The organism is Streptomyces sp. M41(2017), assembly GCF_002078175.1.
Classification (GTDB): domain Bacteria; phylum Actinomycetota; class Actinomycetes; order Streptomycetales; family Streptomycetaceae; genus Streptomyces.
Genome location: NZ_MWFK01000001.1, coordinates 2,944,884 through 2,967,788 on the forward strand (window position 1 = coordinate 2,944,884; position 22,905 = coordinate 2,967,788).

14 protein-coding genes are annotated in these 22,905 nt (G+C 73.2%); 9 read left to right on the forward strand and 5 right to left on the reverse strand.

Going from position 1 to position 22,905, the window contains the following annotated elements:
• The first annotated feature begins 242 nt into the window (after positions 1–242).
• Entirely contained in the window at positions 243–2,729 is a 2,487-nt protein-coding gene (gene pcrA / locus B0675_RS13025; RefSeq protein ID WP_081218959.1) for a DNA helicase PcrA, read from the forward strand.
• An 88-nt stretch (positions 2,730–2,817) separates the two neighbouring features.
• On the opposite strand, the gene B0675_RS13030 is transcribed toward pcrA, so the two are convergent.
• On the reverse strand, positions 2,818–4,584 hold the full coding sequence (locus tag B0675_RS13030; RefSeq protein ID WP_081218960.1) for a M23 family metallopeptidase: 1,767 nt from the start codon (positions 4,582–4,584) through the stop codon (positions 2,818–2,820).
• A gap of 83 nt (positions 4,585–4,667) precedes the next feature.
• Positions 4,668–5,534, reverse strand: a complete 867-nt coding sequence (locus tag B0675_RS13035) for an alpha/beta fold hydrolase (protein ID WP_081218961.1) — start codon at positions 5,532–5,534, stop codon at positions 4,668–4,670.
• 626 nt (positions 5,535–6,160) lie between these two features.
• Here B0675_RS13035 and B0675_RS13040 point away from each other — a divergent pair.
• Positions 6,161–6,577, forward strand: a complete 417-nt coding sequence (locus B0675_RS13040; protein ID WP_081218962.1) for a cobalamin B12-binding domain-containing protein — start codon at positions 6,161–6,163, stop codon at positions 6,575–6,577.
• Between the two features lie 258 nt (positions 6,578–6,835).
• On the opposite strand, the gene B0675_RS13045 is transcribed toward B0675_RS13040, so the two are convergent.
• On the reverse strand, positions 6,836–8,470 hold the full coding sequence (locus B0675_RS13045) for a DUF5691 domain-containing protein (protein ID WP_081218963.1): 1,635 nt from the start codon (positions 8,468–8,470) through the stop codon (positions 6,836–6,838).
• Between the two features lie 229 nt (positions 8,471–8,699).
• Entirely contained in the window at positions 8,700–10,055 is a 1,356-nt protein-coding gene (locus B0675_RS13050) for an SWIM zinc finger family protein (protein WP_081218964.1), read from the reverse strand.
• A 133-nt stretch (positions 10,056–10,188) separates the two neighbouring features.
• Between B0675_RS13050 and B0675_RS13055 the strand changes: the two genes are divergently transcribed.
• The 6 genes from B0675_RS13055 (at position 10,189) to sucD (ending at position 19,481) form a co-directional block, all read left to right on the forward strand.
• A complete protein-coding gene (locus B0675_RS13055) occupies positions 10,189–11,367 on the forward strand; it encodes an AAA family ATPase (protein ID WP_179165290.1) in 1,179 nt (392 codons plus the stop codon).
• Between the two features lie 5 nt (positions 11,368–11,372).
• The gene (locus B0675_RS13060) at positions 11,373–14,060 is read left to right on the forward strand and encodes a DUF5682 family protein (protein ID WP_241539930.1); all 2,688 of its coding nucleotides are present in this window, start codon (positions 11,373–11,375) and stop codon (positions 14,058–14,060) included.
• Positions 14,057–15,220, forward strand: coding sequence for a VWA domain-containing protein (locus tag B0675_RS13065; RefSeq protein ID WP_081218966.1), 1,164 nt, complete (start codon positions 14,057–14,059; stop codon positions 15,218–15,220). Before B0675_RS13060 ends, B0675_RS13065 begins: the two co-directional genes overlap by 4 nt.
• A 438-nt stretch (positions 15,221–15,658) precedes the next feature.
• Entirely contained in the window at positions 15,659–16,765 is a 1,107-nt protein-coding gene (locus B0675_RS13070) for a hypothetical protein (RefSeq protein WP_143661067.1), read from the forward strand.
• 631 nt (positions 16,766–17,396) lie between these two features.
• Positions 17,397–18,575, forward strand: coding sequence for an ADP-forming succinate--CoA ligase subunit beta (gene sucC / locus B0675_RS13075; RefSeq protein ID WP_081218968.1), 1,179 nt, complete (start codon positions 17,397–17,399; stop codon positions 18,573–18,575).
• A gap of 21 nt (positions 18,576–18,596) precedes the next feature.
• Positions 18,597–19,481 carry a succinate--CoA ligase subunit alpha gene (gene sucD, locus B0675_RS13080; protein WP_081218969.1) on the forward strand — a complete coding sequence of 295 codons (885 nt, stop codon included), beginning with the start codon at positions 18,597–18,599 and terminating at the stop codon, positions 19,479–19,481.
• 97 nt (positions 19,482–19,578) lie between these two features.
• On the opposite strand, the gene B0675_RS13085 is transcribed toward sucD, so the two are convergent.
• A complete protein-coding gene (locus B0675_RS13085; RefSeq protein WP_081221761.1) occupies positions 19,579–20,823 on the reverse strand; it encodes a helix-turn-helix domain-containing protein in 1,245 nt (414 codons plus the stop codon).
• Between the two features lie 108 nt (positions 20,824–20,931).
• Between B0675_RS13085 and B0675_RS13090 the strand changes: the two genes are divergently transcribed.
• Positions 20,932–22,875 (forward strand): DUF6350 family protein, encoded by a 1,944-nt coding sequence (locus tag B0675_RS13090; protein ID WP_241539771.1) that lies wholly within the window; start codon positions 20,932–20,934, stop codon positions 22,873–22,875.
• Positions 22,876–22,905: the final 30 nt, after the last annotated feature.

A 22,905-nucleotide genomic window follows, 5' to 3' on the forward strand; every position in this document is an offset into this window, starting at 1 on the left:
ACATTTTCGTGACCTTGGCCATGTGCGGCGTCGCGTACGCCCGATGTGCGTGGTGTGTGTCACTTTGCGGGGGCGCCCCGGGGTCGGCTCCTCGCTGGTCGGTTGCCGTGGTGGGGGCCGGTCGTACCCGCTCCGACGTGCGCGTACCGTGACGAGCCGGTCACGCGCACGGGTCACGGGTTCCCGTCGAGTTCTCGGGGTGGCCGCGGTGTGTCAGTGGGGCCGCCTAGACTCGGAGAGCGATGAGCAGCCTCTTTGACGACAGCTTCCTGGCGGACCTCAAGCCCTCCGCGGGCCACGAGGACGAGCACCCGCCGCCGCCCGAGGACGAGCACGCGCCGGAGCCGGCCGCGGACGACCTGTTCGGCGGCCGGTTCGACGTGCCGCCGAGCCGCGACGCGTACTACCGCGACGGCGCCCACCGGCCCGCGGTGGACCCCGCGGCCCTGCTCGACGGGCTGAACGAGAACCAGCGCGCGGCCGTGGTCCACTCCGGCTCCCCGCTGCTCATCGTGGCCGGCGCGGGCTCCGGCAAGACCCGCGTGCTCACCCACCGCATCGCCCACCTGCTCGGCGAGCGTCATGTGCACCCCGGCCAGATCCTCGCGATCACCTTCACGAACAAGGCCGCCGGCGAGATGAAGGAACGCGTCGAGCAGCTCGTGGGCCCCCGGGCCAACGCGATGTGGGTGATGACCTTCCACAGTGCCTGCGTCCGCATCCTGCGCCGCGAGAGCAAGCAGCTCGGCTTCACCTCGTCCTTCTCGATCTACGACGCCGCCGACTCCAAGCGTCTGATGGCGCTCGTCTGCCGCGACCTCGATCTCGACCCGAAGCGCTTCCCGCCGAAGTCGTTCAGCGCCAAGATCTCGAACCTGAAGAACGAGCTGATCGACGAGGAGGACTTCGCCGCGCAGGCCACCGACGGTTTCGAGAAGACCCTCGCCCAGGCCTACGCGATGTACCAGTCGCGGCTGCGCGAGGCCAACGCGCTCGACTTCGACGACCTGATCATGACCACGGTCAACCTGCTCCGTGCCTTCCCGGATGTCGCCGAGCACTACCGCCGCCGCTTCCGGCACGTCCTGGTCGACGAGTACCAGGACACCAACCACGCGCAGTACGCCCTCGTGCGGGAGCTCGTCGGCACCTCCGAGCACCCCGTGGACGTCCCGCCGAGCGACGCCGACCTGCCGCCCGCCGAGCTGTGCGTCGTGGGTGACGCCGACCAGTCGATCTACGCCTTCCGCGGCGCGACCATCCGCAACATCCTCCAGTTCGAAGAGGACTACCCGAACGCGACGACGATCCTCCTGGAGCAGAACTACCGCTCCACGCAGACGATCCTCACCGCCGCCAACGCGGTCATCGAGCGCAACGAATCCCGCCGCCCCAAGAACCTGTGGACGAACGCGGGCGCGGGCTCGAACATCACGGGCTACGTCGCGGACACCGAGCACGACGAGGCCCAGTTCGTCGCCGACGAGATAGACCGTCTCACCGACGCGGGCGAGGCCAAGGCCGGCGACGTCGCGGTCTTCTACCGGACGAACGCCCAGTCCCGTGTCTTCGAAGAGGTCTTCATCCGCGTCGGCCTGCCCTACAAGGTCGTCGGCGGAGTCCGCTTCTACGAGCGCAAGGAGGTCCGGGACGTCCTCGCCTACCTGCGGGTGCTGTCCAACCCCGAGGACTCGGTCCCGCTGCGCCGCATCCTGAACGTGCCCAAGCGCGGCATCGGCGACCGTGCCGAGGCGATGATCGACGCCCTGTCGCAGCGCGAGAAGATCAGCTTCCCGCAGGCCCTGCGCCGTGTCGACGAGGCCTACGGCATGGCCGCCCGTTCGACGAACGCGGTCCGGCGGTTCAACACGCTGATGGAGGACCTCCGCACGATCGTCGAGTCCGGCGCGGGCCCGGCCACCATCCTGGAGGCCGTCCTCGAACGCACCGGTTACCTCGCCGAGTTGCAGGCGTCGACCGACCCGCAGGACGAGACCCGCATCGAGAACCTCCAGGAACTCGCCGCCGTGGCCCTGGAGTTCGAGCAGGAGACCAGTGAGGACGAGACCCCGGCCGGACTCGCGGCGTTCCTGGAGCGGGTCGCGCTCGTCGCCGACTCCGACCAGATCCCGGACGAGGAGGACGGCAACGGCGTCATCACCCTGATGACCCTGCACACCGCCAAGGGCCTCGAATTCCCCGTCGTGTTCCTGACCGGCATGGAGGACGGCGTCTTCCCGCACATGCGCGCCCTCGGGCAGGTCAAGGAACTGGAGGAGGAACGCCGCCTGGCCTACGTCGGCATCACCCGCGCGCGGGAGCGGCTCTACCTCACCCGTTCCTCGATGCGCAGCGCGTGGGGACAGCCCTCGTACAACCCGCCCTCCCGCTTCCTGGAGGAGATCCCGGCGACGCATCTGGACTGGAAGCGCACCGGCGCGATCTCGTCCCAGCCCGCCGGCCCCGTCTCCGGTGTCGCGGCCTCCCTGTCGTCCACGCGCTCGCGGTCCGCGGCCTCGGGAGCGTCCGGGTTCGCCACCCGTCGTGGTGTCTCCGAGAAGCCGGTGGTCGCGCTCGCCGTCGGCGACCGCGTCACGCACGACCAGTTCGGCCTCGGCACGGTCGTCGGGGTGAACGGCACGGGAGCGAACGCCGAGGCGACGGTCGACTTCGGCGAGCCCAAGCCGAAGCGACTCCTGCTGCGGTACGCACCGGTGGAGAAGCTGTAGCCCGAGCGGCACGACAGCCCGACAGCGACGGTCCTACGGAGGGGTCCGGATCTCGACGAGAGGTCCGGACCGCTTTCGGCGGCGTGGGTTACGTGGGGTCCAGACCGTGGCTGCGCAGCCACGGGAGCGGGTCGATCGCCGAACCGCCGGCCGGGCGGACCTCGAAGTGCAGGTGCGGGCCGGTCGAGTTGCCGGAGTTTCCGGAGAAGGCGATCTGGTCTCCGGCCTTCACGGTGGTACCGGAGGACACCTTGTAGGTGGAGAGGTGGCAGTACCACGTCTCCGTCCCGTCCTTCGCGGTCACGATCATCATGTTGCCGTACGCGCTGTTCCACTGCGTCCGGACGGTCCCGTCGGTCGCGGACATCACCGTCGTCCCGTACGAGACGGGGAAGTCGATGCCCGTGTGCACGGACATCCAGTTGATGCCGGCCTGGCCGAAGTAGGCGCTGAGGCCCTTCTGCGCCACGGGAAGGACGAACTTCGGACGCAGCCGCTCCTTGCGGGCCGCCTCCTCCGCCGCCTTCTTCTTCTCCAGGACCTGCTGCGCCTTCAGGTCGATGCGCTCCTGGGTGCGGCTCGCCCGGTCGGCGAAGTCGTCCGCGCCGGCGGACAGACTCTGCAACTGCGTGTCCAGCTTGTTGTTCGCGGTCGACGGCTTCACCGCGGTCGCGTCCGAGGCGCTGGCCGTCGTTTCCTTGGTGTCGTCGCCGCCGACACCGCCCACCGAGGCCGCCGCGATCCCCGCGACACCCATCACACAGGCGGAGGGCACCGCGATGGTCAGCAGGGCGGAACGTTTCGCGGGACTGCGGCGCCGGGAACGGGAGGAGGTCCGCGACGCGGCGCGCGGCGCCGGCGTGATCTCCTCCATGTCGTCGAGCAGCGGGGTCTCCCGCTCGTCGCCATAGGCCTCGTACGCCTCGAAGTCGTCCTGCGCGCCCTGCTCTTCGCGCTCCGGGAAGGAGCCGTCCGCGTCGGCGGAGTGGCCGGCCTCGTCGAACTCGCCCTCTTCGGAGCCGAGTTGACCGAAGGTGGCGGGCTGGAAGGTGGCGGTCGCCTGCTGGTCGAAGGGGACCGGGGCGGCCTGCTCGGGCTGCTGCTCGTAGATCTCGGTCCGCGGGTGGTCGTACGCCTCCGTCTGCGGGTGGTCGTACGTCTCCGTCTGCGGGTGCTCGTACGGACCGTACGGGTCCTGGCCGCCGACGGTGTTCCACTGCGTCGCGTCGTACGCGCCGGTCTCCTGCGTCGCGGCGTTCCACTGCTGGGTGCCGTCGAGCTGCTGCCCGGGCTGGAGCCAGGCGCTCGCGTCCCACTGGCCCGAGGAGTCGGGGCCGGGGTGCTGCGCGGGGATGTCGGCGAGCTGCTGGTAACCGCCGGCCCAGGCCGTCGTGTCGTAGGCGCCGGTGTCGTACGCGGCCTGGTGCTGCGCCGCGTAGGGGTCGCCGTTCATCGTCTGGTGGGCGCCGGTGTTCCACTGCGTGGCGTCGTACGAACCCGTGCCGCCGGCCTGGCCCGGCATGTCGCCGAAGAGCGGGTCGGTGGCGAAACTCGCGGTGGCGTAGGCGCCGGTGGTGTTCGCGTTCGCACCGGGATCGTACGCGCCGACGGAGTGGTCGCCGTACACGGTGAAGTCGCCGTACTGGGCTTCCTGACCGCCGTAGGGCGCGTAGAGCGCGGAGGCGGCATCGGAAGCCGGGGCCGGGGGAGTTGCTGTCCCCGACGGGTGACGGTCGTTCACCAACTTCTCTTTCGCCTCGACAACAGGGGCTGGCAGAGCAGTGCGGTGACTGTACCCGGCGGTATGCGGGCGCGACAATCTTCGGCAGGTTTCCCCTGCGCGGGAAACGGGCATTCGGCCGTGTTTCGGGGGAGGGCGGGCAAGGCTTTGGCCTGGCGTTCGATGATTGTTCGAACTTTTGCTGTGATGGGACGCGGTCAGGCGACCGTGAGACCGCCCCTGCGGGCCGCGGGACGGGCCGCCGGCGCCTCCGTGTCGAGTGCCTGCCGGATCCCGGTCGCGACGGCCGGGTGCACCGGGAGCGCGAGATGGCCGACCCCGCTCACCCGCACGTTCTGCGCGAGCAGGTCGGGATGCTCGACGCAGGCCGCCTCCAGCGGGTCCATCAGGTGGTCCAGATCGCTCCAGAAGCCGACGAACTGCGTACGGCAGCCGGGGGCGGGCCGGGACAGCTCCTCGATCACCGAGGAACCGGGGCGCATCTGGCGGACGATCGGGTGCGCGTTCATCAAGGGGGCGACCCGGGTGCCCGAGTGCGGGGTGCCGAGGGTGACGAGGGTGCGGACGTGGGTGTCGCCGCCGAGGCACTGCGCGTAGTACCGGGCGATCAGGCCTCCGAGGCTGTGGCCCACGATGTCCACCCGGTCGTGGCCCGTGCGCTCGCAGATCTCCTCGATGTGGCGGCCCAGCAGCTCTGCCGCGGTGCGGATGTCGCACGTCAGCGGAGAGTAGTTCAGCGACTCGATGTGCTGCCGTCCGTGCTGGGCGAGGTTGCGGCGCAGCAGGAGGAAGACCGAGCGGTTGTCGATGAAGCCGTGCAGCAGCACGACCGGCGGCCTGGCCGGCGTGGGCAGCTTGGTCGCGTCGTCGTCCGGGGAGGGGAGCGCCGGTACGACACGGCGTTCCGCGGTGATACCGGAGGGGTAGAGGAGGAGGTGTCCGGCGAGGATCGCCAACTCCAGAGCCGTGGCCTTCAGCAGGGCCACCGAGATCCCGGCGAGTTTGGTCGGAAACAGACGCTGACAGAGGGGAAGAAAGGGCGATACCGTCCCTGGGACCTTCATGGCCGACCTCCCGTCGGCACGCGGCAGGACCGCTCTGTCCCCCGTGTGCCCTAGTGGAAAGCCGTGACACCGGTGCCGGCGGTGACCGACGGCGCCTGCCCGGCGCTGTCGTGCCCTCGCCGATGTGCCTCATCACCGCGGAGTCCCGCTGACGACGCGGTGGCGGGGCCACCTGGTCGGCGGCTCTCCTGTGCGCCGGCTCCGGCGAGGCCCGTACGCCGCACTCCCGTGCGGCGCCAGTGCCGCGATGCGGAACCTGCGCGGCGAACTTGTCCCACTGTGTGATTTCCCCCTCGGTCTCCGCCGTGAAACTGCCGGTTACGGGATGCTGGCGATAACGTTCGTTCACTTCCGTGGTCGACTATGACGCGGAACGCTTGTGCCGCCTGGCGTGTCCGGTCCTTCGGAGCGATCCGGAAGGCCGGGTGTGGCGAGGGGCTGAACGTGCGATAGGTGTCAGTGGTCAGTAGATGTCGACGGCGTCGGCAGTGACTGAGTGCTTACGCCAGGTGATGACTGGTGGCTTTCTGTAGTCGAATCTGCAGTCGCCGGTCGGTCGTCGCCGTCGTTCCGTGTTCGTCGTTGTGCAGTCGTTGAGTCGGTGTTCTTGCTTCATGGAGGCAGTGATGGGTGTGGCAGCCGGACCGATCCGCGTGGTGGTGGCCAAGCCGGGGCTCGACGGTCACGACCGCGGGGCCAAAGTGATCGCGCGGGCGCTGCGCGACGCCGGTATGGAGGTCATCTACACCGGGCTCCACCAGACGCCCGAGCAGATCGTCGACACCGCGATCCAGGAGGACGCCGACGCGATCGGGCTGTCCATCCTCTCGGGTGCCCACAACACGCTCTTCGCGGCCGTCATCGAGCTTCTCAAGGAGCGCGAGGCGGAGGACATTAAGGTCTTCGGCGGCGGCATCATCCCCGAGGCGGACATCGCGCCCCTCAAGGAGAAGGGTGTCGCCGAGATCTTCACCCCGGGCGCGACGACCACGGCGATCGTGGACTGGGTCCGGGAGAACGTGAGGCAGCCCGCGGGCGCCTGAGCGCGGCTGTCTGCCCGGGGCGCCGGGACACCTCGGGGCCCCGATCTCCAGGGTTCCTGTCCGACGGAGGGGCCGGCTCGCCGGGTGCTCCGGGCCCGGGCCGGCGAGCGGTGGCTCGCCCGTCCACCGGCCGCCGCGACGCGCCCTTCTGCTCCGCCCGTCCACCGGCCGGCGGGACGCGCCCTTCTGCTCCGCCCGTCCACCGGCCGGCGGGACGCGCCCCTCTGCTCCGCCCGTCCGTGCGGGTCGCGTGAGGCGTCACCCCGCCGCGGCCGGAGGCGTCAGCTCGGTGGCCATGGCTGCTCTCAGGCGCAGGGTCGTCACCAGGCGCTGGAAGGCCTCGGACCAGTAGCCGCCGGCGCCCGGTGTCGCGTTCTCCGTCTCGTCCGGGACCGAGGTGAGACCGTCGAGACGCCCCGCCTCCGCCGGGTCGAGGCACCGCTCGGCCAGCCCCATCACGCCGCTGAAACTCCAGGGATAGCTGCCCGCGTCCCGTGCGATGTCGAGCGCGTCGACCACCGCCCCACCGAGGTTCCCGGCCCAGGGAACCGCGCACACCCCGAGCAGCTGGAACGCCTCGGACAGGCCGTGCGTCCCGATGAACCCCGCCACCCACTCGGCCCGTTCGCCCGCGCCCAGGGTCGCGAGGAGTTTGGAGCGCTCGGCCAGCGACACGGCCCCCGGCCCACCTGCCTCCGGTGCGGAGGGCGACCCGAGCAGGGCCCGTGACCACGCGGGATCGCGCTGCCGGACCGCGGCCCGGCACCAGGCCGCGTGCAGCTCCTTCTGCCAGTCGTCCGCCACGGGCAGCGCGACCGTCTCCTCCGGTGAACGCCCGCCGAACCGCTCCTGCCAGGTCCGGAGCGGCGCCGCCTCGACCAACTGACCCAGCCACCAGGACCGTTCACCCCGCCCCGCCGGAGGCTTCGGCACCACGCCGTCCCGCTCCATCCCGGCATCGCACTCGTGCGGCGCCTCGACCACGATCATGGGCGTGTCGCGTGTACGGTCGACGGCCACGCACGAGCCCGCCCGGGCCGCCATCCGCGCGGCGAGCGCGGAACCCGGCAGCGCGGAGAGGAGCTCCGCGGCGGTCGCCCGTACGTTGCGACTGCGGTCGGACAACGCCCGCTCCAGGAAGGGCTCGTCGTCGGCGCCCAGCCGGGACCGCAGGGAGTCGAGGAACATCAGCCGGTCCTCGGCCCGTTCCGTGGTCCATGTCGAGACGAGCAACTCCCGCGCGGCGGCGGGATCCTCGGCCCGTACCGCCGCCAACAGCGCGACCCGCTCGGCGAACAGGCCCTCCTGCCAGAGCTGTTGGACCCGCTCGCTCTCCTCCGGTCCCGGCAGCGAGGTGCCACCGCCCGGTGCGGAACGCAGCGCGAACCGCCACTCCGGGTTCAGCCGCGCCAGCCACAGCGCCCGCGGCCCGGCGAACGCCAGCGCCGCGGGCCGCAGGTCCGTACGTCCCCGGGCGGCGTCGAGCAGTGCGGGAAGCGTCTGCGGTGGTGCGGCGAATCCATGGGCGTTCGCCGAGGCCAGCCACTGCGGCAGCAGTTCCATGAGGTCCGGGGCCGCTCCTCTGCGACCGCCGCCTCCCGCGCCGGGCCGGTCCGCGAGAAGCATCGCCAGTCTGCGGGCGGCGGCGGGCGGCAGCGCGGTCCGCGGATCCGGCGCGGCGGGCTCCGGGCGGGCCGCCGCCCGCGCCGGCCGCACGCCGGCCCGGCGCCGCACGGTCTCCACCGCGGCCGCGTCCAGCAAAGCCACCGGAGGTTCCTGTCCCGGGTCCCGCAGCGGCGGCGTGCGGCGCTCGGTCCCCAGGAGCGCCACGGTGACGAGATCCTCCCAGGAACCGCCGACAGGGGTGTCCGGCGAAGCCGACGTCGTGTTCATGAGCGACCTTTCCTTGTCGAGGAGATCGGCGGGGTCCTTGTGGCCGGCGGCGCCGACAGTCCCGGAGCCGAGAACGGACCGGAGACCCGGTGCCGGAAGCGGTGACCGGCGTGCTGCCGGCACTCGGGGAGCGTCCCGGAGGCGGGTCGAGCGGGTCGAGCGGGCCGAGCGGGCCGAGGGGGGCGGCCGTGGTCCGGCGTGGCCGGAACGGCGCGCCGGGTGCCGGCCCTCAGCACAGCGGCACCGCCTCGCCCCCGTCCTCCGGCCACGCCGTCAGGGGAGTGAAGCCACGGTGGCCGCACTCGCCGAAAACCGTGACCGGGGTTCCGCCGGAGAGGGCGACCAGACGCCACAGGTCGGGACGCGACCGCGCGGCGGGAGTGATGGGCAGAGCGAACTCTCCGTCCGCGTCCGCCAGTTGCCAGGAGTCGCCGTCGAGTGTCGGGACGACCCCGCCCAGGGTGACCGGACACGAGTCCAGCCAGGGGTCGGTGCGCAGAGCCTCTCCGTAGCGAGCGGCGGCCTCCGACGTGGTCAGGCCCTTCGGGCGTATCGCCGCGGGCGCGGGGGGCGAGAACCGCTCGCCCAGTGCCACCCGCACCTGTCCGGCGCCCGGGTAGGAGGACACCTCGGCCTCGAAGGCCAGCCCCACGGGAAGCGCCGGCTCGGGTGCCCGTCCGGCCGCTCCGTAAGAGAGGAGAAGCGCGGTGCGCCCCGACGCGGCACCGTGCAGCCAGATCCTGCGGGTCGTGAGCTTGGCGTCCGCCGTGTCGTACTGCGCGAGGACCAGCCAGTGGTCGCGCACCGGCGGACCGTCGGCCGAGCCGGACAGCCCGACGCGGGAACGCACCGTCGCCGCGAGGCCGTCCGGCAGTTCCTCACGGCGCAGCCAGCCCTGGTCGAGGAGATGGAGCAGCGCGCACTCCTCCAGCAGACGCACCGGCCAGCCAGGCCCCGAGGACGGGATCGCACCCAACTCCCGCACCCGGGCGGCCAGCCCGGGTGCCTGCGCGTCCACCATCCGGGCCGCCGTCTCCTCCCACATCCCGTACCCCGCGCGCTCCGCCGCGGCGAGACCGCCGCGCAGCAGGTCGGCCAGCCGCTGCTCCAGCTCCGCCGCACCCGCGCTGATCCGCTCGGCCCGGCGCTCCGCCCTGCGCCGCGCGGCCTCGGGATCAGCGGAGGCGGACGCTCCAGATCCCCCGCCCGCCGTCCTCCTGTCCTCCGCGCGCTTGCGCCGACCCGCCATCCACTCCTCGGCCCAGCCCGGCGCCTGCCCCGACGGCACCGCGCCGTCCGCACCCGACCAGAGCAGCAGCAGCCCGAGCGCGTGCTTGCACGGGAACTTCCGGCTCGGGCAACTGCACTTGTACGCGGGTCCGGCGGAGTCCGCGATGTCCACGACCGTCTGATACGGCTTGCTGCCGCTTCCCCTGCACAGTCCCCATACCGCCCCCTCGTCAGAACTGCCCGCCTCGGACCACGGGCCGGCCGCGCCGAGCTTGCTCCCCGCCTTGCGTGACGCGACGTCAGGCGCCAGTGCCAGCACCTGATCCGCCGTCCAGCGCACCGCCTGCTGTGTCATGCCTCCGAAGGTAGATCCCGCCACTGACAATCGGCCGCGGCGAGTGCATGTGTGCAGGTCAGGGCCGATTGTCAGTGGCGTGGTGCACGGTGGAACCAGATCCGAACCGGCCGAGCTGGAGGGGGACCGAGCCATGTCCGTGTCCGTTGAACCGACGTCCGCGCAGACACCCGCGGGAGAGAGCGGGCAGACATCCGCGGGAGCGCGTGCGGGGGGCGGCGCGAACGCGGAGGGTGAGGCGCTGCGACCGCACGCCGAGCACGCCTTCGCCGCCGAACTCGCCGCGCTCGCGGCACAGGACGACCGGCCGCGCCCGGTCCGCTGGCGGATGTCGCCCTGGGCGGTGGCCACCTACCTGCTCGGCGGCACCCTGCCGGACGGCACCGTGATCACCCCCAAGTACGTGGGGCCGCGCCGCATCGTCGAAGTCGCCGTCACCACCCTCGCCACCGACCGCGCCCTGCTCCTGCTCGGCGTGCCGGGCACCGCGAAGACCTGGGTGTCCGAGCATCTGGCCGCCGCCGTCAGCGGCGACTCGACCCTGCTCGTCCAGGGCACGGCGGGCACGCCCGAGGAAGCCATCCGGTACGGCTGGAACTACGCGCAGTTGCTCGCGCACGGCCCCAGCCGGGACGCGCTCGTGCCGAGCCCCGTCATTCGGGCCATGGCGGAGGGCATGACGGCCCGCGTCGAGGAACTGACCCGCGTCCCGGCGGACGTGCAGGACAGCCTGATCACGATCCTGTCGGAAAAGACCCTGCCGATACCGGAGTTGGGCCAGGAGGTGCAGGCCGTCCGCGGCTTCAACCTGATCGCCACGGCCAACGACCGCGACCGCGGGGTCAACGAACTGTCCAGCGCGCTGCGCCGCCGCTTCAACACGGTGGTGCTGCCGCTGCCGGAGACCGCCGAGGCCGAGGTCGACATCGTGTCGCGCCGGGTCGACCAGATCGGCCGCTCCCTCGATCTGCCCGCCGTTCCGGAGGGCATCGAGGAGATCCGCCGTGTGGTCACCGTCTTCCGCGAGCTGCGCGACGGGATCACGGCCGACGGACGCACGAAGCTGAAGTCGCCCAGCGGCACCCTGTCCACGGCCGAGGCGATCTCCGTCGTCACCAACGGCCTCGCGCTGGCCGCCCACTTCGGTGACGGCGTCCTGCGGGCCGGCGATGTGGCGGCCGGCATCCTCGGCGCCGTCGTCCGTGACCCGGCGGCCGACCGTGTCATCTGGCAGGAGTATCTGGAGGCCGTCGTCCGCGAGCGCGAGGGCTGGAAGGACTTCTACCGAGCCTGCCGCGAGGTGAGCGCATGAGCGAAATGCCGGACGACGCGCTGACCGGGCCGCGGCCCCCGGTGGCCGTCCGGGGTGCGGGGCCGCTGCTGCTCGGCGTGCGCCATCACGGGCCGGGGTCGGCACGGGCCGTGCGGGCCGCGCTGGAGGCCGCCGCCCCGCGGGTCGTGCTGATCGAGGGACCCCCGGAGGCGGATCCCCTGGTGCACCTGGCCGCCGACGGGGACATGCGGCCCCCGGTAGCCCTGCTCGCCCATGTCGTGGACGAGCCGGGGCAGTCGGCCTTCTGGCCGCTGGCCGAGTTCTCACCGGAGTGGGTGGCGATCCGCTGGGCCCTGGACCACGGAGTGCCGGCCCGTTTCATCGACCTTCCCGCGGCCCACACCCTGGCCTGGGGGAAGGCGGACGCGGACCGGGCCGGCGAGCGACCGGGCGGCACACCGCCCGCGGTACCGGACGGCCCTGTCGAGGCCCACGCCGCCCGACCCGGCGACCCCGGTCCCGGTCCCGGTGCCGGGACGTTTCCGGACACCGCTCTGCCGGACGGGACCGACGGCCCCGCCGGGGCGGACGGGAGCACGGACCGGGCAGCCCCGGACGGGGTCGGGCCGCGGGACCCGTCCTCCGGGGCCGGGGGATCGGGCGATCCGGAGGAGACCGCGGGGCCCGGTGAGGGCGTGGCCGAGGCCGTGCGGATCGATCCTCTCGCCGTGCTCGCCGAGACAGCGGGGTACGACGACCCGGAGCGCTGGTGGGAGGACGTGGTCGAGCACCGCGCCGCCACCGCCGGTGACCCCTTCGCGCCCTTCGGCGTGCTGGAAGAGGCGATGACCGCGCTGCGCGAGGCGTACGGAGTCGGGGGACACGACCGGGATCTGGTGCGCGAGGCGTACATGCGGCTCCAGATCCGCTCCGCGCAGCGCGAGTTCGGGGACGACGTGGCCGTGGTCTGCGGGGCCTGGCACGTGCCCGCGCTGCGGCAGAAGGCCACCGTCGGCGCCGACCGGGCCCTGCTGAAGGGCCTGCCGAAGGTGAAGGCCGATCTGACCTGGGTGCCCTGGACACACCGCAGGCTCTCCCGCGCCAGCGGATACGGAGCGGGCATCGACTCACCCGGTTGGTACGGGCATCTGTTCGGCGCCTCCGACCGCCCGATCGCCCGATGGATGACGAAGGTCGCCCGGCTGCTGCGCGACGAGGACCGGAGCGTGTCGTCGGCCCACGTCATCGAGGCGGTGCGGCTGGCCGAGACGCTCGCCGCGATGCGCGGGCGCCCGCTGCCGGGGCTGACGGAGACGACGGACGCGGTCCGGGCGGTGATGTGCGAGGGCTCGGACGTGCCGCTGGCACTGGTGCGCGACCGGCTCGTCGTCGGCGACGTACTGGGAGAGGTGCCGGAGTCCGCCCCGGCGGTGCCCCTGCAGCGGGACCTCGCGCGGTCCCAGCGCTCCCTGCGGCTCAAACCCGAGGCGTTGGAGCGGGAGGTGGAGCTCGACCTGCGCAAGGAGACCGACGCCGGCCGCAGCAGACTGCTGCACCGGCTGCGCCTCCTCGGGATCGGCTGGGGCGAGCCCACGACGTCCCGCGGCAGCACCGGCACCTTCCGCGAGACCTGGCGGCTGCGCTGGGAGCCGGAGCTGTCGGTACGCGTCGCCGAGGCGGGCGTGTGGGGCACGACCGTCCTGGCCGCGGCCACGGCCAAGGCCGAGGCGGATGCCGTGGGCGCACCCTCGCTGGCCGACGTCACCGCGCTCGCCGAGCGCTGCCTCCTCGCCGAACTCCCGCACGCGCTGCCCGTGGTGATGCAGGTCCTCGCCGACCGGGCCGCCCTCGACGCGGACGTCGGCCACCTCGCCCAGGCGCTGCCCGCGCTCGTCCGCTCCCTGCGCTACGGGGACGTGCGCGGCACGGACACCCACGCCCTCACCGATGTCGCCGCCGGTCTCGCCGAGCGCGTCTTCGTGGGCCTCCCGCCCGCCTGCGCCGCCCTGGACGGCGACGCCGCCGCGGAGATGCGCGGGCACGTGGACGCCGTGCACGGGGCGGTGGCGCTGCTCGGCGAGGCGACCGGCGGCGCGGCCCCGGCCGACGGCACCCGCGGGGGCATACGAGGGCGCTGGCACTCCGTTCTGCGCACCCTCGCCGTACGCGACACCGTTCCCGGCGTCATCCGGGGCCGGTCGGTCCGACTCCTGCTCGACGAGGGAGAGTTGGCACAGGAGGAGGCCGCGCGGCTGATGGGTCTGGTGCTGTCGCCGGGCACCGAGCCCGCCGACGCGGCCACCTGGATCGAGGGGTTCGTCGGAGGCGGATCGGGCGGCGGGATGCTGCTCGTGCACGACGAGCGGCTCCTCGGGCTCGTGGACACCTGGCTGACCGGGGTGCCCGCGGACGCCTTCACCGACGTGCTGCCGCTGCTGCGCCGGACGTTCTCGGCGTACGAGTCGGGGGTGCGCAGAACGCTCGGAGAACTCGTCCGGCGCGGCCCGGGAGCCCGTGCGAACACCGCCGCGGCGGGCTCCGGAATCCCCGGCTTCGCCCCCGACCTCGACACCGACCGCGCGAACGCCGTCCTGCCCGTGCTGAGCCTGCTGCTCGGCCTCGTCGCACCCGGCGGCGCGGACGGCACCGACAGCCCGGGCGCCGGCGCCGGGTCCGGCGGCCGCCCGGACGGAGCACGTCACGACAACGACCTTGTGAGGGTGACCCCATGACCGAGTCCGTGCTGAGCGCCGGGGACGAGCGGCTGCGCCGATGGCGGCTCGTGCTCGGCGGTGACGAGGCCGACGGCACCGGATGCGTGCTCTCCGGGAACGACGCCGCGATGGACGGAGCGCTCGGCGCGCTGTACGGGAAAGGAGGCAAAGGGCAGTCGGGGAAGGACCGTTCGGCGGGGCTCGGGGCGTCGGCGCCCTCGGTCGCGCGCTGGCTCGGCGACATCCGCACCTACTTCCCGTCCTCCGTCGTCCAGGTGATGCAGCGGGACGCCATCGATCGGCTCGGGCTCTCCGCCCTCCTCCTGGAGCCCGAGATGCTGGAGGCGGTGGAGGCCGACGTGCACCTCGTGGGCACGCTCCTCTCACTGAACAAGGCGATGCCGGAGACGACCAAGGAGACCGCGCGGGCCGTCGTGCGCAAGGTCGTCGAGGACCTGGAGAAGCGGCTCGCGACCCGTACCCGGGCGACCCTGACCGGCGCCCTCGACCGCAGCGCCCGTATCAGCAGACCCCGCCACCACGACATCGACTGGAACCGCACGATCGCGGCGAACCTCAAGCACTACCTGCCCGAGTACCGCACGATCGTGCCCGAGCGGCTGATCGGATACGGGCGGGCCTCCCAGTCGGTGAAGAAGGAGGTTGTCCTCTGCATCGACCAGTCGGGATCGATGGCCGCGTCCGTCGTGTACGCCTCCGTGTTCGGCGCGGTCCTCGCCTCGATGCGGTCCATCGCCACCCGGCTCGTCGTCTTCGACACGGCGGTCGTCGACCTCACCGACCAGCTCGACGACCCGGTCGACGTCCTCTTCGGCACCCAGCTCGGCGGCGGCACCGACATCAACAGGGCGCTCGCGTACTGCCAGTCGCAGATCACCCGGCCCGCCGACACCGTCGTCGTCCTGATCAGCGACCTCTACGAGGGGGGCATCCGCAACGAGATGCTGAAGCGGGTCGCGGCGATGAAGGCGTCCGGGGTGCAGTTCGTGACGCTGCTCGCACTGTCCGACGAGGGGGCGCCCGCGTACGACAGGGAGCACGCCGCCGCTCTCGCGGCGCTCGACGCACCCGCGTTCGCCTGCACGCCCGACCTGTTTCCCGAGGTCATGGCGGCGGCGATCGAGAAGCGGCCGCTACCGATACCGGACGTGCGATGAGAAGAGGCGGCAATCCGGACATGAATACCCATCGGTAACAGGGGACTTGCGCGACCTCGGGCGTCCCGTGGAGGATCGAAGCGGCCAAAGGGTCCCGTTCCGCCGCTCCTTGGCGGAGCGTGCCCCGGCGTGGGCAGTGTCAGGCCTTCGCGTTCGTTCGCGGCCCTTCGTATCCCTTCGCACGGGAGGACCCTCCCCGTCTTGACCCGGTCAGCGCCATCGTCGGGTGCTGTTCCGCGCCCGGCGCGCGGTGCGGCCGGTCGGCGTGCGCTGCAAGGGGCCCTGCTGGCAGGGGGGCTGTCCGCGCTCGGATTCCTCCTCGGAGGACAGGCGCACGCCGCCGACGGGCCGGCGCACCCGATCCGGCTGACCCATCCGGCACCGGCCCGGGGCGTCACCGAGACGCGCACCCCGCACGGGTCACCGCCGACCCGGACCGTGTCCGTCCCCCGCACTTTGCCGGGCCGCGTCGAGAAGCCGGGCGACCTCACCGGGCACCCCGTGGGCGACCGTGGACCGTCGGCCGACTCCGCGCCGCCGCTCTCCCTCTCCCTCTCCCTCCCCGGCGTCGACGTCGGCGCCGGGGACGCGGTGGGCGCACAGGCGTCGCCGTCCGCCTCACCCCGTCCACGCGGCCGTACGGCGGCCGACCCGGGTCGGGGCACGTCGCCCGGCAGCGTGCACCCGGGCCGCGCCGCCGAGCGACGGCCGGCGACCGGGGGCGTCGAGCGGGCGGTTCCCGAGGTCGTCCCGTCGGTCCCGTCGGTCCGCGAGCCGGTCCGGCCGGCCGGGAAGGCCGTGGTCCGGCCGGTGGCCGGAGCCGCCGGGCCGTCGGCCGCCGCGGCGGTCGTACGACCGGTCACCGGAGCTGCCGGGCGGCCCCTCGGCGCTCCCACCGACGTACTGAGCGGGGGGCTGCCGGTCCCCGCCCTGTCGGACTCGGACATCCTGCCGACCCTCCCGACCCGGCTGGGGCTCCCCGCGCTCCCCACACTTCCCGCGCTCCCTGTTCTGCCCGCCCTCCCGCGGACGCACCTTCCGGGTCTCCCGGAAGGTGCCGGGGCCGCGCTCCCGGAGGTTCCGGGGACGCCCGTCCTCCCGGCGCCCCCCGGCGTCGACCCGCAGGATCCGCTTCGGCCCATGACTGCGCGCGCGGAGCGCGGGGCCGTCGAGGAGCGGGCCGCCGGCCGGGCCGTGGCCGTGGTGGACGGCTCGTCCCTCTCCGGCCCCGCCGCCGTGGCGGCCTGGAGGCCCGCGCTCGGGCCGGGCCGGCCCGGTGCGCGGAGCGGTGACGTGGGGGTTGGCCGTGGCACGGACGGTGCGGACGTCCGTCCGGTCTCCGGCCGGCAGACGCCTCCCGGCGGAGCGACCGGGGCGACGGGCAGCCAGTCCGCCCTCGACAACGCGGCCCCGCGGCACGCGGAGGTCCCCGCGGTCACCCCGAGCCACAGGGCGCCGCAGCCCCTCGCGCGCGGCGTCTCCACGGCGACCCCCGCGTCCGGGACCGGCGACCGGTACCGGGACATCCCCGTCTTCCCCGGCTAGCTCCGCACCCCGCGGCCGGGCGGCGGACGGGGCCGGGGCGTGCGTGCACACCCCGCCCGCCCCACGGCGGCCCCGTACGTCTCGTGCACCTCGTCCGCCCATACCGGGTCCCGAGCATCGGGTGCATGCGCCGTCCGTCCGGGCGTCGCACTCCTGTCGCACCGCCGGACCGCACAGCACCGGCCGCGCAAGACCGTGGTTCGGCGCTGTGCACCGCGCCACCGCCGCGCCGGCGGAACGGTCGCGCGGCAGACCATCCGCTTCCGCGGGGCCATGGGCCGGAGGGCCGGAATCCACCGGATCCCTCCGCCCCAAACCCGCGGGAGGGCCGGACGACCCCCATTGGGGTGGGGGTCGTCCGCCCTGGGCCCTTCGGGGCCGTCAGAGGGGCCCCACCAGGCAAACCCCAGCCTGGTGGGGCCCCGTCCGGCCCGATCTGTGACAGGTATCACCGCTCAGGTGTGATCTGCGATTTAGGGACCCGCGTCCAGCGGCGATAACCTGCCGGACGGACATGCCGCGCACTCGGACATCGTGTGCGCCACCCTTGTGACAGCGGACGTCACGTTGCCCTTCGCGGCACGCCCACGCATCCAACGAACCGCGAGATCACTGATAGGGACGGACGCGCGTGGACCTGTTCGAGTACCAGGCGAGGGACCTCTTCGCCAAGCACGGTGTACCGGTGCTGGCCGGTGAAGTCATTGACACGCCTGAGGCAGCCCGCGAGGCGACCGAGCGTCTTGGCGGCAAGTCCGTCGTCAAGGCCCAGGTGAAGGTCGGTGGCCGTGGAAAGGCCGGTGGCGTCAAGCTCGCCGCCACCCCGGACGAGGCCGTCGCCCGCGCGACGGACATCCTCGGCATGGACATCAAGGGCCACACGGTCAACAAGGTGATGATCGCCGAGACCGCGCCCGAGATCGTCGAGGAGTACTACGTCTCGTACCTCCTCGACCGCACGAACCGCACCTTCCTCGCCATGGCGTCCGTTCAGGGCGGCGTGGAGATCGAGGTCGTCGCGGAGGAGAACCCCGAGGCCCTGGCCAAGGTGCCGGTCGACGCCAACGAGGGCGTCTCGATCGAGAAGGCCCGCGAGATCGCCGCCCAGGCGAAGTTCCCGGCCGAGGTCGCGGAGCAGGTCGCCGAGATCCTGGTGACGCTGTGGGACACCTTCATCAAGGAGGACGCCCTCCTCGTCGAGGTGAACCCGCTCGCCAAGGTCGCCTCCGGCAAGGTCATCGCCCTCGACGGCAAGGTGTCCCTCGACGAGAACGCCGAGTTCCGCCAGCCCGACCACGAGGCGCTCGTCGACCACGCGGCGGCCAACCCGCTCGAGGCCGCCGCCAAGGCCAAGAACCTCAACTACGTCAAGCTCGACGGTGAGGTCGGCATCATCGGCAACGGCGCGGGTCTCGTCATGAGCACCCTCGACGTCGTCGCCTACGCCGGCGAGAACCACGGTGGGGTCAAGCCCGCCAACTTCCTCGACATCGGCGGTGGCGCCTCCGCCGCCGTCATGGCGAACGGCCTGGAGATCATCCTCGGCGACCCGGACGTCAAGTCCGTCTTCGTCAACGTCTTCGGTGGCATCACCGCCTGTGACGAGGTCGCCAACGGCATCGTCCAGGCGCTGCAGCTGCTCGCCGACAAGGGCGAGGCAGTCACCAAGCCGCTGGTCGTGCGTCTCGACGGCAACAACGCCGAGCTGGGTCGCAAGATCCTGTCGGACGCCAACCACCCGCTGGTCCAGCGCGTGGACACCATGGACGGCGCGGCCGACAAGGCCGCCGAGCTCGCGGCTGCGAAGTAAGGGACGAGGGACTAAACAGCCATGGCTATCTTCCTCAACAAGGACAGCAAGGTCATCGTCCAGGGCATGACCGGTGCCACGGGTATGAAGCACACCAAGCTCATGCTCGCGGACGGGACGAACATCGTCGGCGGCGTGAACCCGCGCAAGGCGGGCACCTCCGTCGACATCGACGGCACCGAGATCCCCGTCTTCGGCACGGTCGCCGAGGCCATGGAGAAGACCGGCGCCAACGTGTCCGTCCTCTTCGTGCCGCCGGCCTTCGCCAAGGCCGCCGTGGTCGAGGCGATCGACGCGGAGATCCCCCTCGCGGTCGTCATCACCGAGGGCATCGCGGTCCACGACTCCGCTGCCTTCTGGGCGTACGCGAAGGCGAAGGGCAACAAGACCCGCATCATCGGCCCGAACTGCCCCGGTCTCATCACCCCGGGTCAGTCCAACGCCGGCATCATCCCGGGCGACATCACGAAGCCGGGCCGCATCGGTCTGGTCTCGAAGTCCGGCACGCTGACGTACCAGATGATGTACGAGCTCCGTGACATCGGCTTCTCGTCGGCCGTCGGCATCGGTGGCGACCCGGTCATCGGCACGACGCACATCGACGCGCTCGCCGCGTTCGAGGCCGACCCCGACACCGACCTGATCGTCATGATCGGCGAGATCGGTGGCGACGCCGAGGAGCGGGCCGCGGACTTCATCGCGAAGAACGTGACCAAGCCGGTCGTCGGTTACGTCGCGGGCTTCACCGCGCCCGAGGGCAAGACCATGGGCCACGCCGGCGCCATCGTCTCCGGTTCCTCCGGCACGGCCGCCGCGAAGAAGGAGGCCCTCGAGGCCGCCGGTGTCAAGGTCGGCAAGACGCCGACCGAGACGGCCAAGCTCGCGCGCGAGATCCTCGCCGGCTGAGCAGCCGCACGGCACACACGCCGGTGGGCCCGCACCTCTTGGGTGCGGGCCCACCGGCGTTTCCGTGCACCGGAGCGCCCGGTCCGGGACAGGGACATCAGCGGATGTCGGGGACCAGCCGCTCGGGACCGCTCGACGTCTGGGACCTCAGCTTGGCGCGCAGGACCAGTTCCTCGGCGGACAGGGGGCCGGGCGCCGAGCGGGGTGGCAGACCGTGGATGGTCTCCGGCGGTGACAGCGGCGCCTCGTAGTGGTCCGGCGCGGTGCGCAGCGTCAGCGCCGTCACGCCGATGAGCAGGACCGTGAAGGCGATGGCCGCGCGCGTCCACTGCCGGGCGCGGTGCTCGCCGTGATCGCGGACGGTACGGGGCTTCGCCGCGCGCAGCCGCTCCGAGCTCCCGAGTTCGGTGAGCCGCCGGTGCAGGTCCTCGGGGAGCGCCAGCTCGGGCAGCCGGGCCGCGACGGCCTCGCGCGCGTGGAGCACCCGGTTGGCGGCCGCGGGCGTGCTCGCCTCCGTCTCCGCCGCGGTCTCCGGAAGCCCGAGCCCGACCCCGTCGTAGAGGAGCAGCGTGCGCCGGTAGACCGGTGGCAGGGTGAGCAGGACGTCGAGGAGGGCCCGTTCGGAGCCGCCGGCGGGCGGTGCCTCCGGGTGCCGGTAGCGCGGGCGCAGCCGGTGCCAGGGGGAGAGCGCGTACTCGTACGCCGTCGCCCGCACCCAGCCGGCCGGGTCCCGGTCCACGGCCACCTCGGGCCAGCGGTACCAGGCGAGTTGGAAGGCCCGCTCCACGGACTCGCGGGCCAGCTCGCGCCGCCCGGTCAGCAGATAGGTCTGCCGTACCAGGGCGGGGGCGGCGAACGCGTAGAGGGCGTCGAAGGCCTGAGCGGGCGTCAGTGACGGCTCGCGTACGGCGGAGTCCCGGTCCGTGTCCCCCCGTTCACCCTCCCCGCCGGGCCGGTCCGCGTCCCTGTCCACGGCGCCGCGGTCCCTGTGCTCGGCGGGCTCCGGGCCGTCGGCCGTCCGGTCCTCGGAGGCGCGGCGGTCCTCGGAGACGCGGTTCGCCCGGGACGGCGGTGGTGCTCCCGCTCCCACCAGGGCGGGCACGGAGCCTTCCTGACGGCCACTCACCGCGTCGTCCGAAAGGGTCGTCCCTACGCCCAGCAGCCTCACGTACGCCTCCAGCTTGCGGCCGCGCGGTGTCGTCCGGCCGGTCTCCCACGAGCGCACCGTCGACCGGCTGACTCCGAGCCGGGACGCCAGTTCCGCCTGTGTCAGCCCCCGGGCCTCCCGCAGACGGCGGCGCTCCTTCGGCGCGGGCAGCGGGGTGGCGGAGCCCTGTGTCATGTCGGATCCCACCGGGCGCCCTTTCGTACGAAAAAGTACATAACTGCATATTGAGCGACACATCGGGGGTTCGCCTGTTACGACGAGAAAGCGCGTGTCGTTGGGAGCATGACGTGCGTGACCCAAATCACCGACCGCAGGCTCTCGTTGTCGCCCCTGCTCACCCGGATGCGCGACAGATCACCCGGACTGGCCGCCAGCCTCCTGGGTGGCGCCCTCGCCGCGGGGCTCGGACTCGGCTCGTTCGCCGTCCTCGTCATGGTGCTGTGGATCAGCTCGCCCTACCCCGACAGCGGGCCGGACGGAGCGCTCCATGTCGCCGCCGCGCTCTGGCTCCTCGCGCACGGCGTCGAGCTGATCCGCACCGACACCCTGTCCGGCGTGGCGATGCCGGTGGGGGTGACCCCGCTCCTGCTGCTCGCCCTCCCGGCGTGGCTGCTGCACCGGGCCGCGCGCGAGGCGGCCGACGTGACGTCGGAGGCGTCGCCGCGCACGGCCTGGGCCGGCGTGGTGGCCGGCTATCTGGCCGTCGGCTGGGCCGCCGCGCTCTACGCCTCGGGCGGCGCGTTGCGCCCCTCCTGGCTGTGGGCCGTGGTCTGCCTGCCGCTCCTCGCCGCGAGCGCCGCGGGAGCGGGCGTCTGGACCGCGTACGGACGCCCGTGGGGACCGCTGCCGCTGTCGCTGAAACGCGCGGTGGAGGCCGCGCCCTTCACCCGGGCGGGTCCCCTGGCCGGTGTGCGGCGTCTCGTCGCCGGGGACGACGACCGGCTGCTCGGCGGAGCGGCACGGGCCGCCGCGGCCGGGGCAACCGTCCTCGTCGGGGGCGGCGCGCTGCTGGTCGCGGTGTCCCTGGTGTGGCACGGGGGAGCGGCCCGGGGCTCGTTCCTCCAGCTCACCGGCGTGTGGTCCGGACGGTTCGCCGTCCTGCTGCTCTGCCTGGCGCTGGTCCCGAACGCGGCCGTGTGGGGCGCGTCGTACGGGCTCGGTCCCGGCGTCGTCCTGACCGCGGGGCATGTGGCCGGTCCCCTCACCGCCGCGGCCTCGGGGACACGCGGCCCGACCGATCTGCTCCCCGCGTTCCCGCTGCTCGCGGCGGTGCCGGGGGCGGGTTCGGGAGAGCCGCTGAACTGGCTGAGCGGTGTGGTGCCGGTGGCCGCCGGGGTGACGCTGGCGTGGTTCGTGGTGAAGGCGGGGACCGCGCCGCCCGGGACCGGCGGTCGGGCCGAGACCTGGTCGCGCGGCCGGACGGTGTCCGTCGTGGCCCTCGCGGCCTGCTTGTGCGGAGTCGTGCTCGGCCTGCTCGCCGGGCTCGCCGGAGGACCGCTCGGCGTGGCCGCCCTGGCGCACTTCGGACCGGTGTGGTGGCAGGTGGGACCGGCGGCCGCGATCTGGACGGCGACCGTCGGGATTCCCGTCGCGGTGGGCGTCCACGCGTGGAAGGGCCGGGGCGCCCCGGCGCCCGTGCGCGCGGTTGCCCCCCGCGGCGCGGCACCCCGCCCCGCCGGCCCCCGCTTCCGCCGGGTGCCCCGGGTACGGATGCCCGCGTGGACGCCGTGGCGCACGAAGGGCACGTCCGCTCCGTCGCCGGCGGCCGTACCGACGCCCGTCCCCTCGCCGTTCTCGCCCGCCCGGGCCGAGTCGGCGCAGCGGGTCGAACCGGCGGTGCTGGAATCCGTCCTCGAGGACCTCGAGCCGTACGACGTCCTGCCCGGCGCGGCGGCTCCGGCGGCTTGGCACGAGGACACCTCCCGGGAGGAGCGCTGGGCGGCGCTGCGCAGGGCGGCCGGGGCCGACGCCCCGGAGGCCGACGCCCCCTCCGATGCCACCTCCGATGCCGACGGCGGCCGGGGGACCCGAGACGCCCGGGGCGACGCGAGCGGCGCACCCCGGTCCGCGTCGGACGATCTGGGCCGGACCGCCGAGGACGAACCGCGCCTGTCCGGCGGGGACGACCAGAGGCCGTCCGGCGGGGACGACCCGGACCGCTCCGATCCGGACGGCCTCAGCCGCACCGGGAGCGAGAGCACCGGCGGCGCGGACCACTCCGGCTGAGTGGCCTCCGACCGGTCCCCGGCCGGCCGG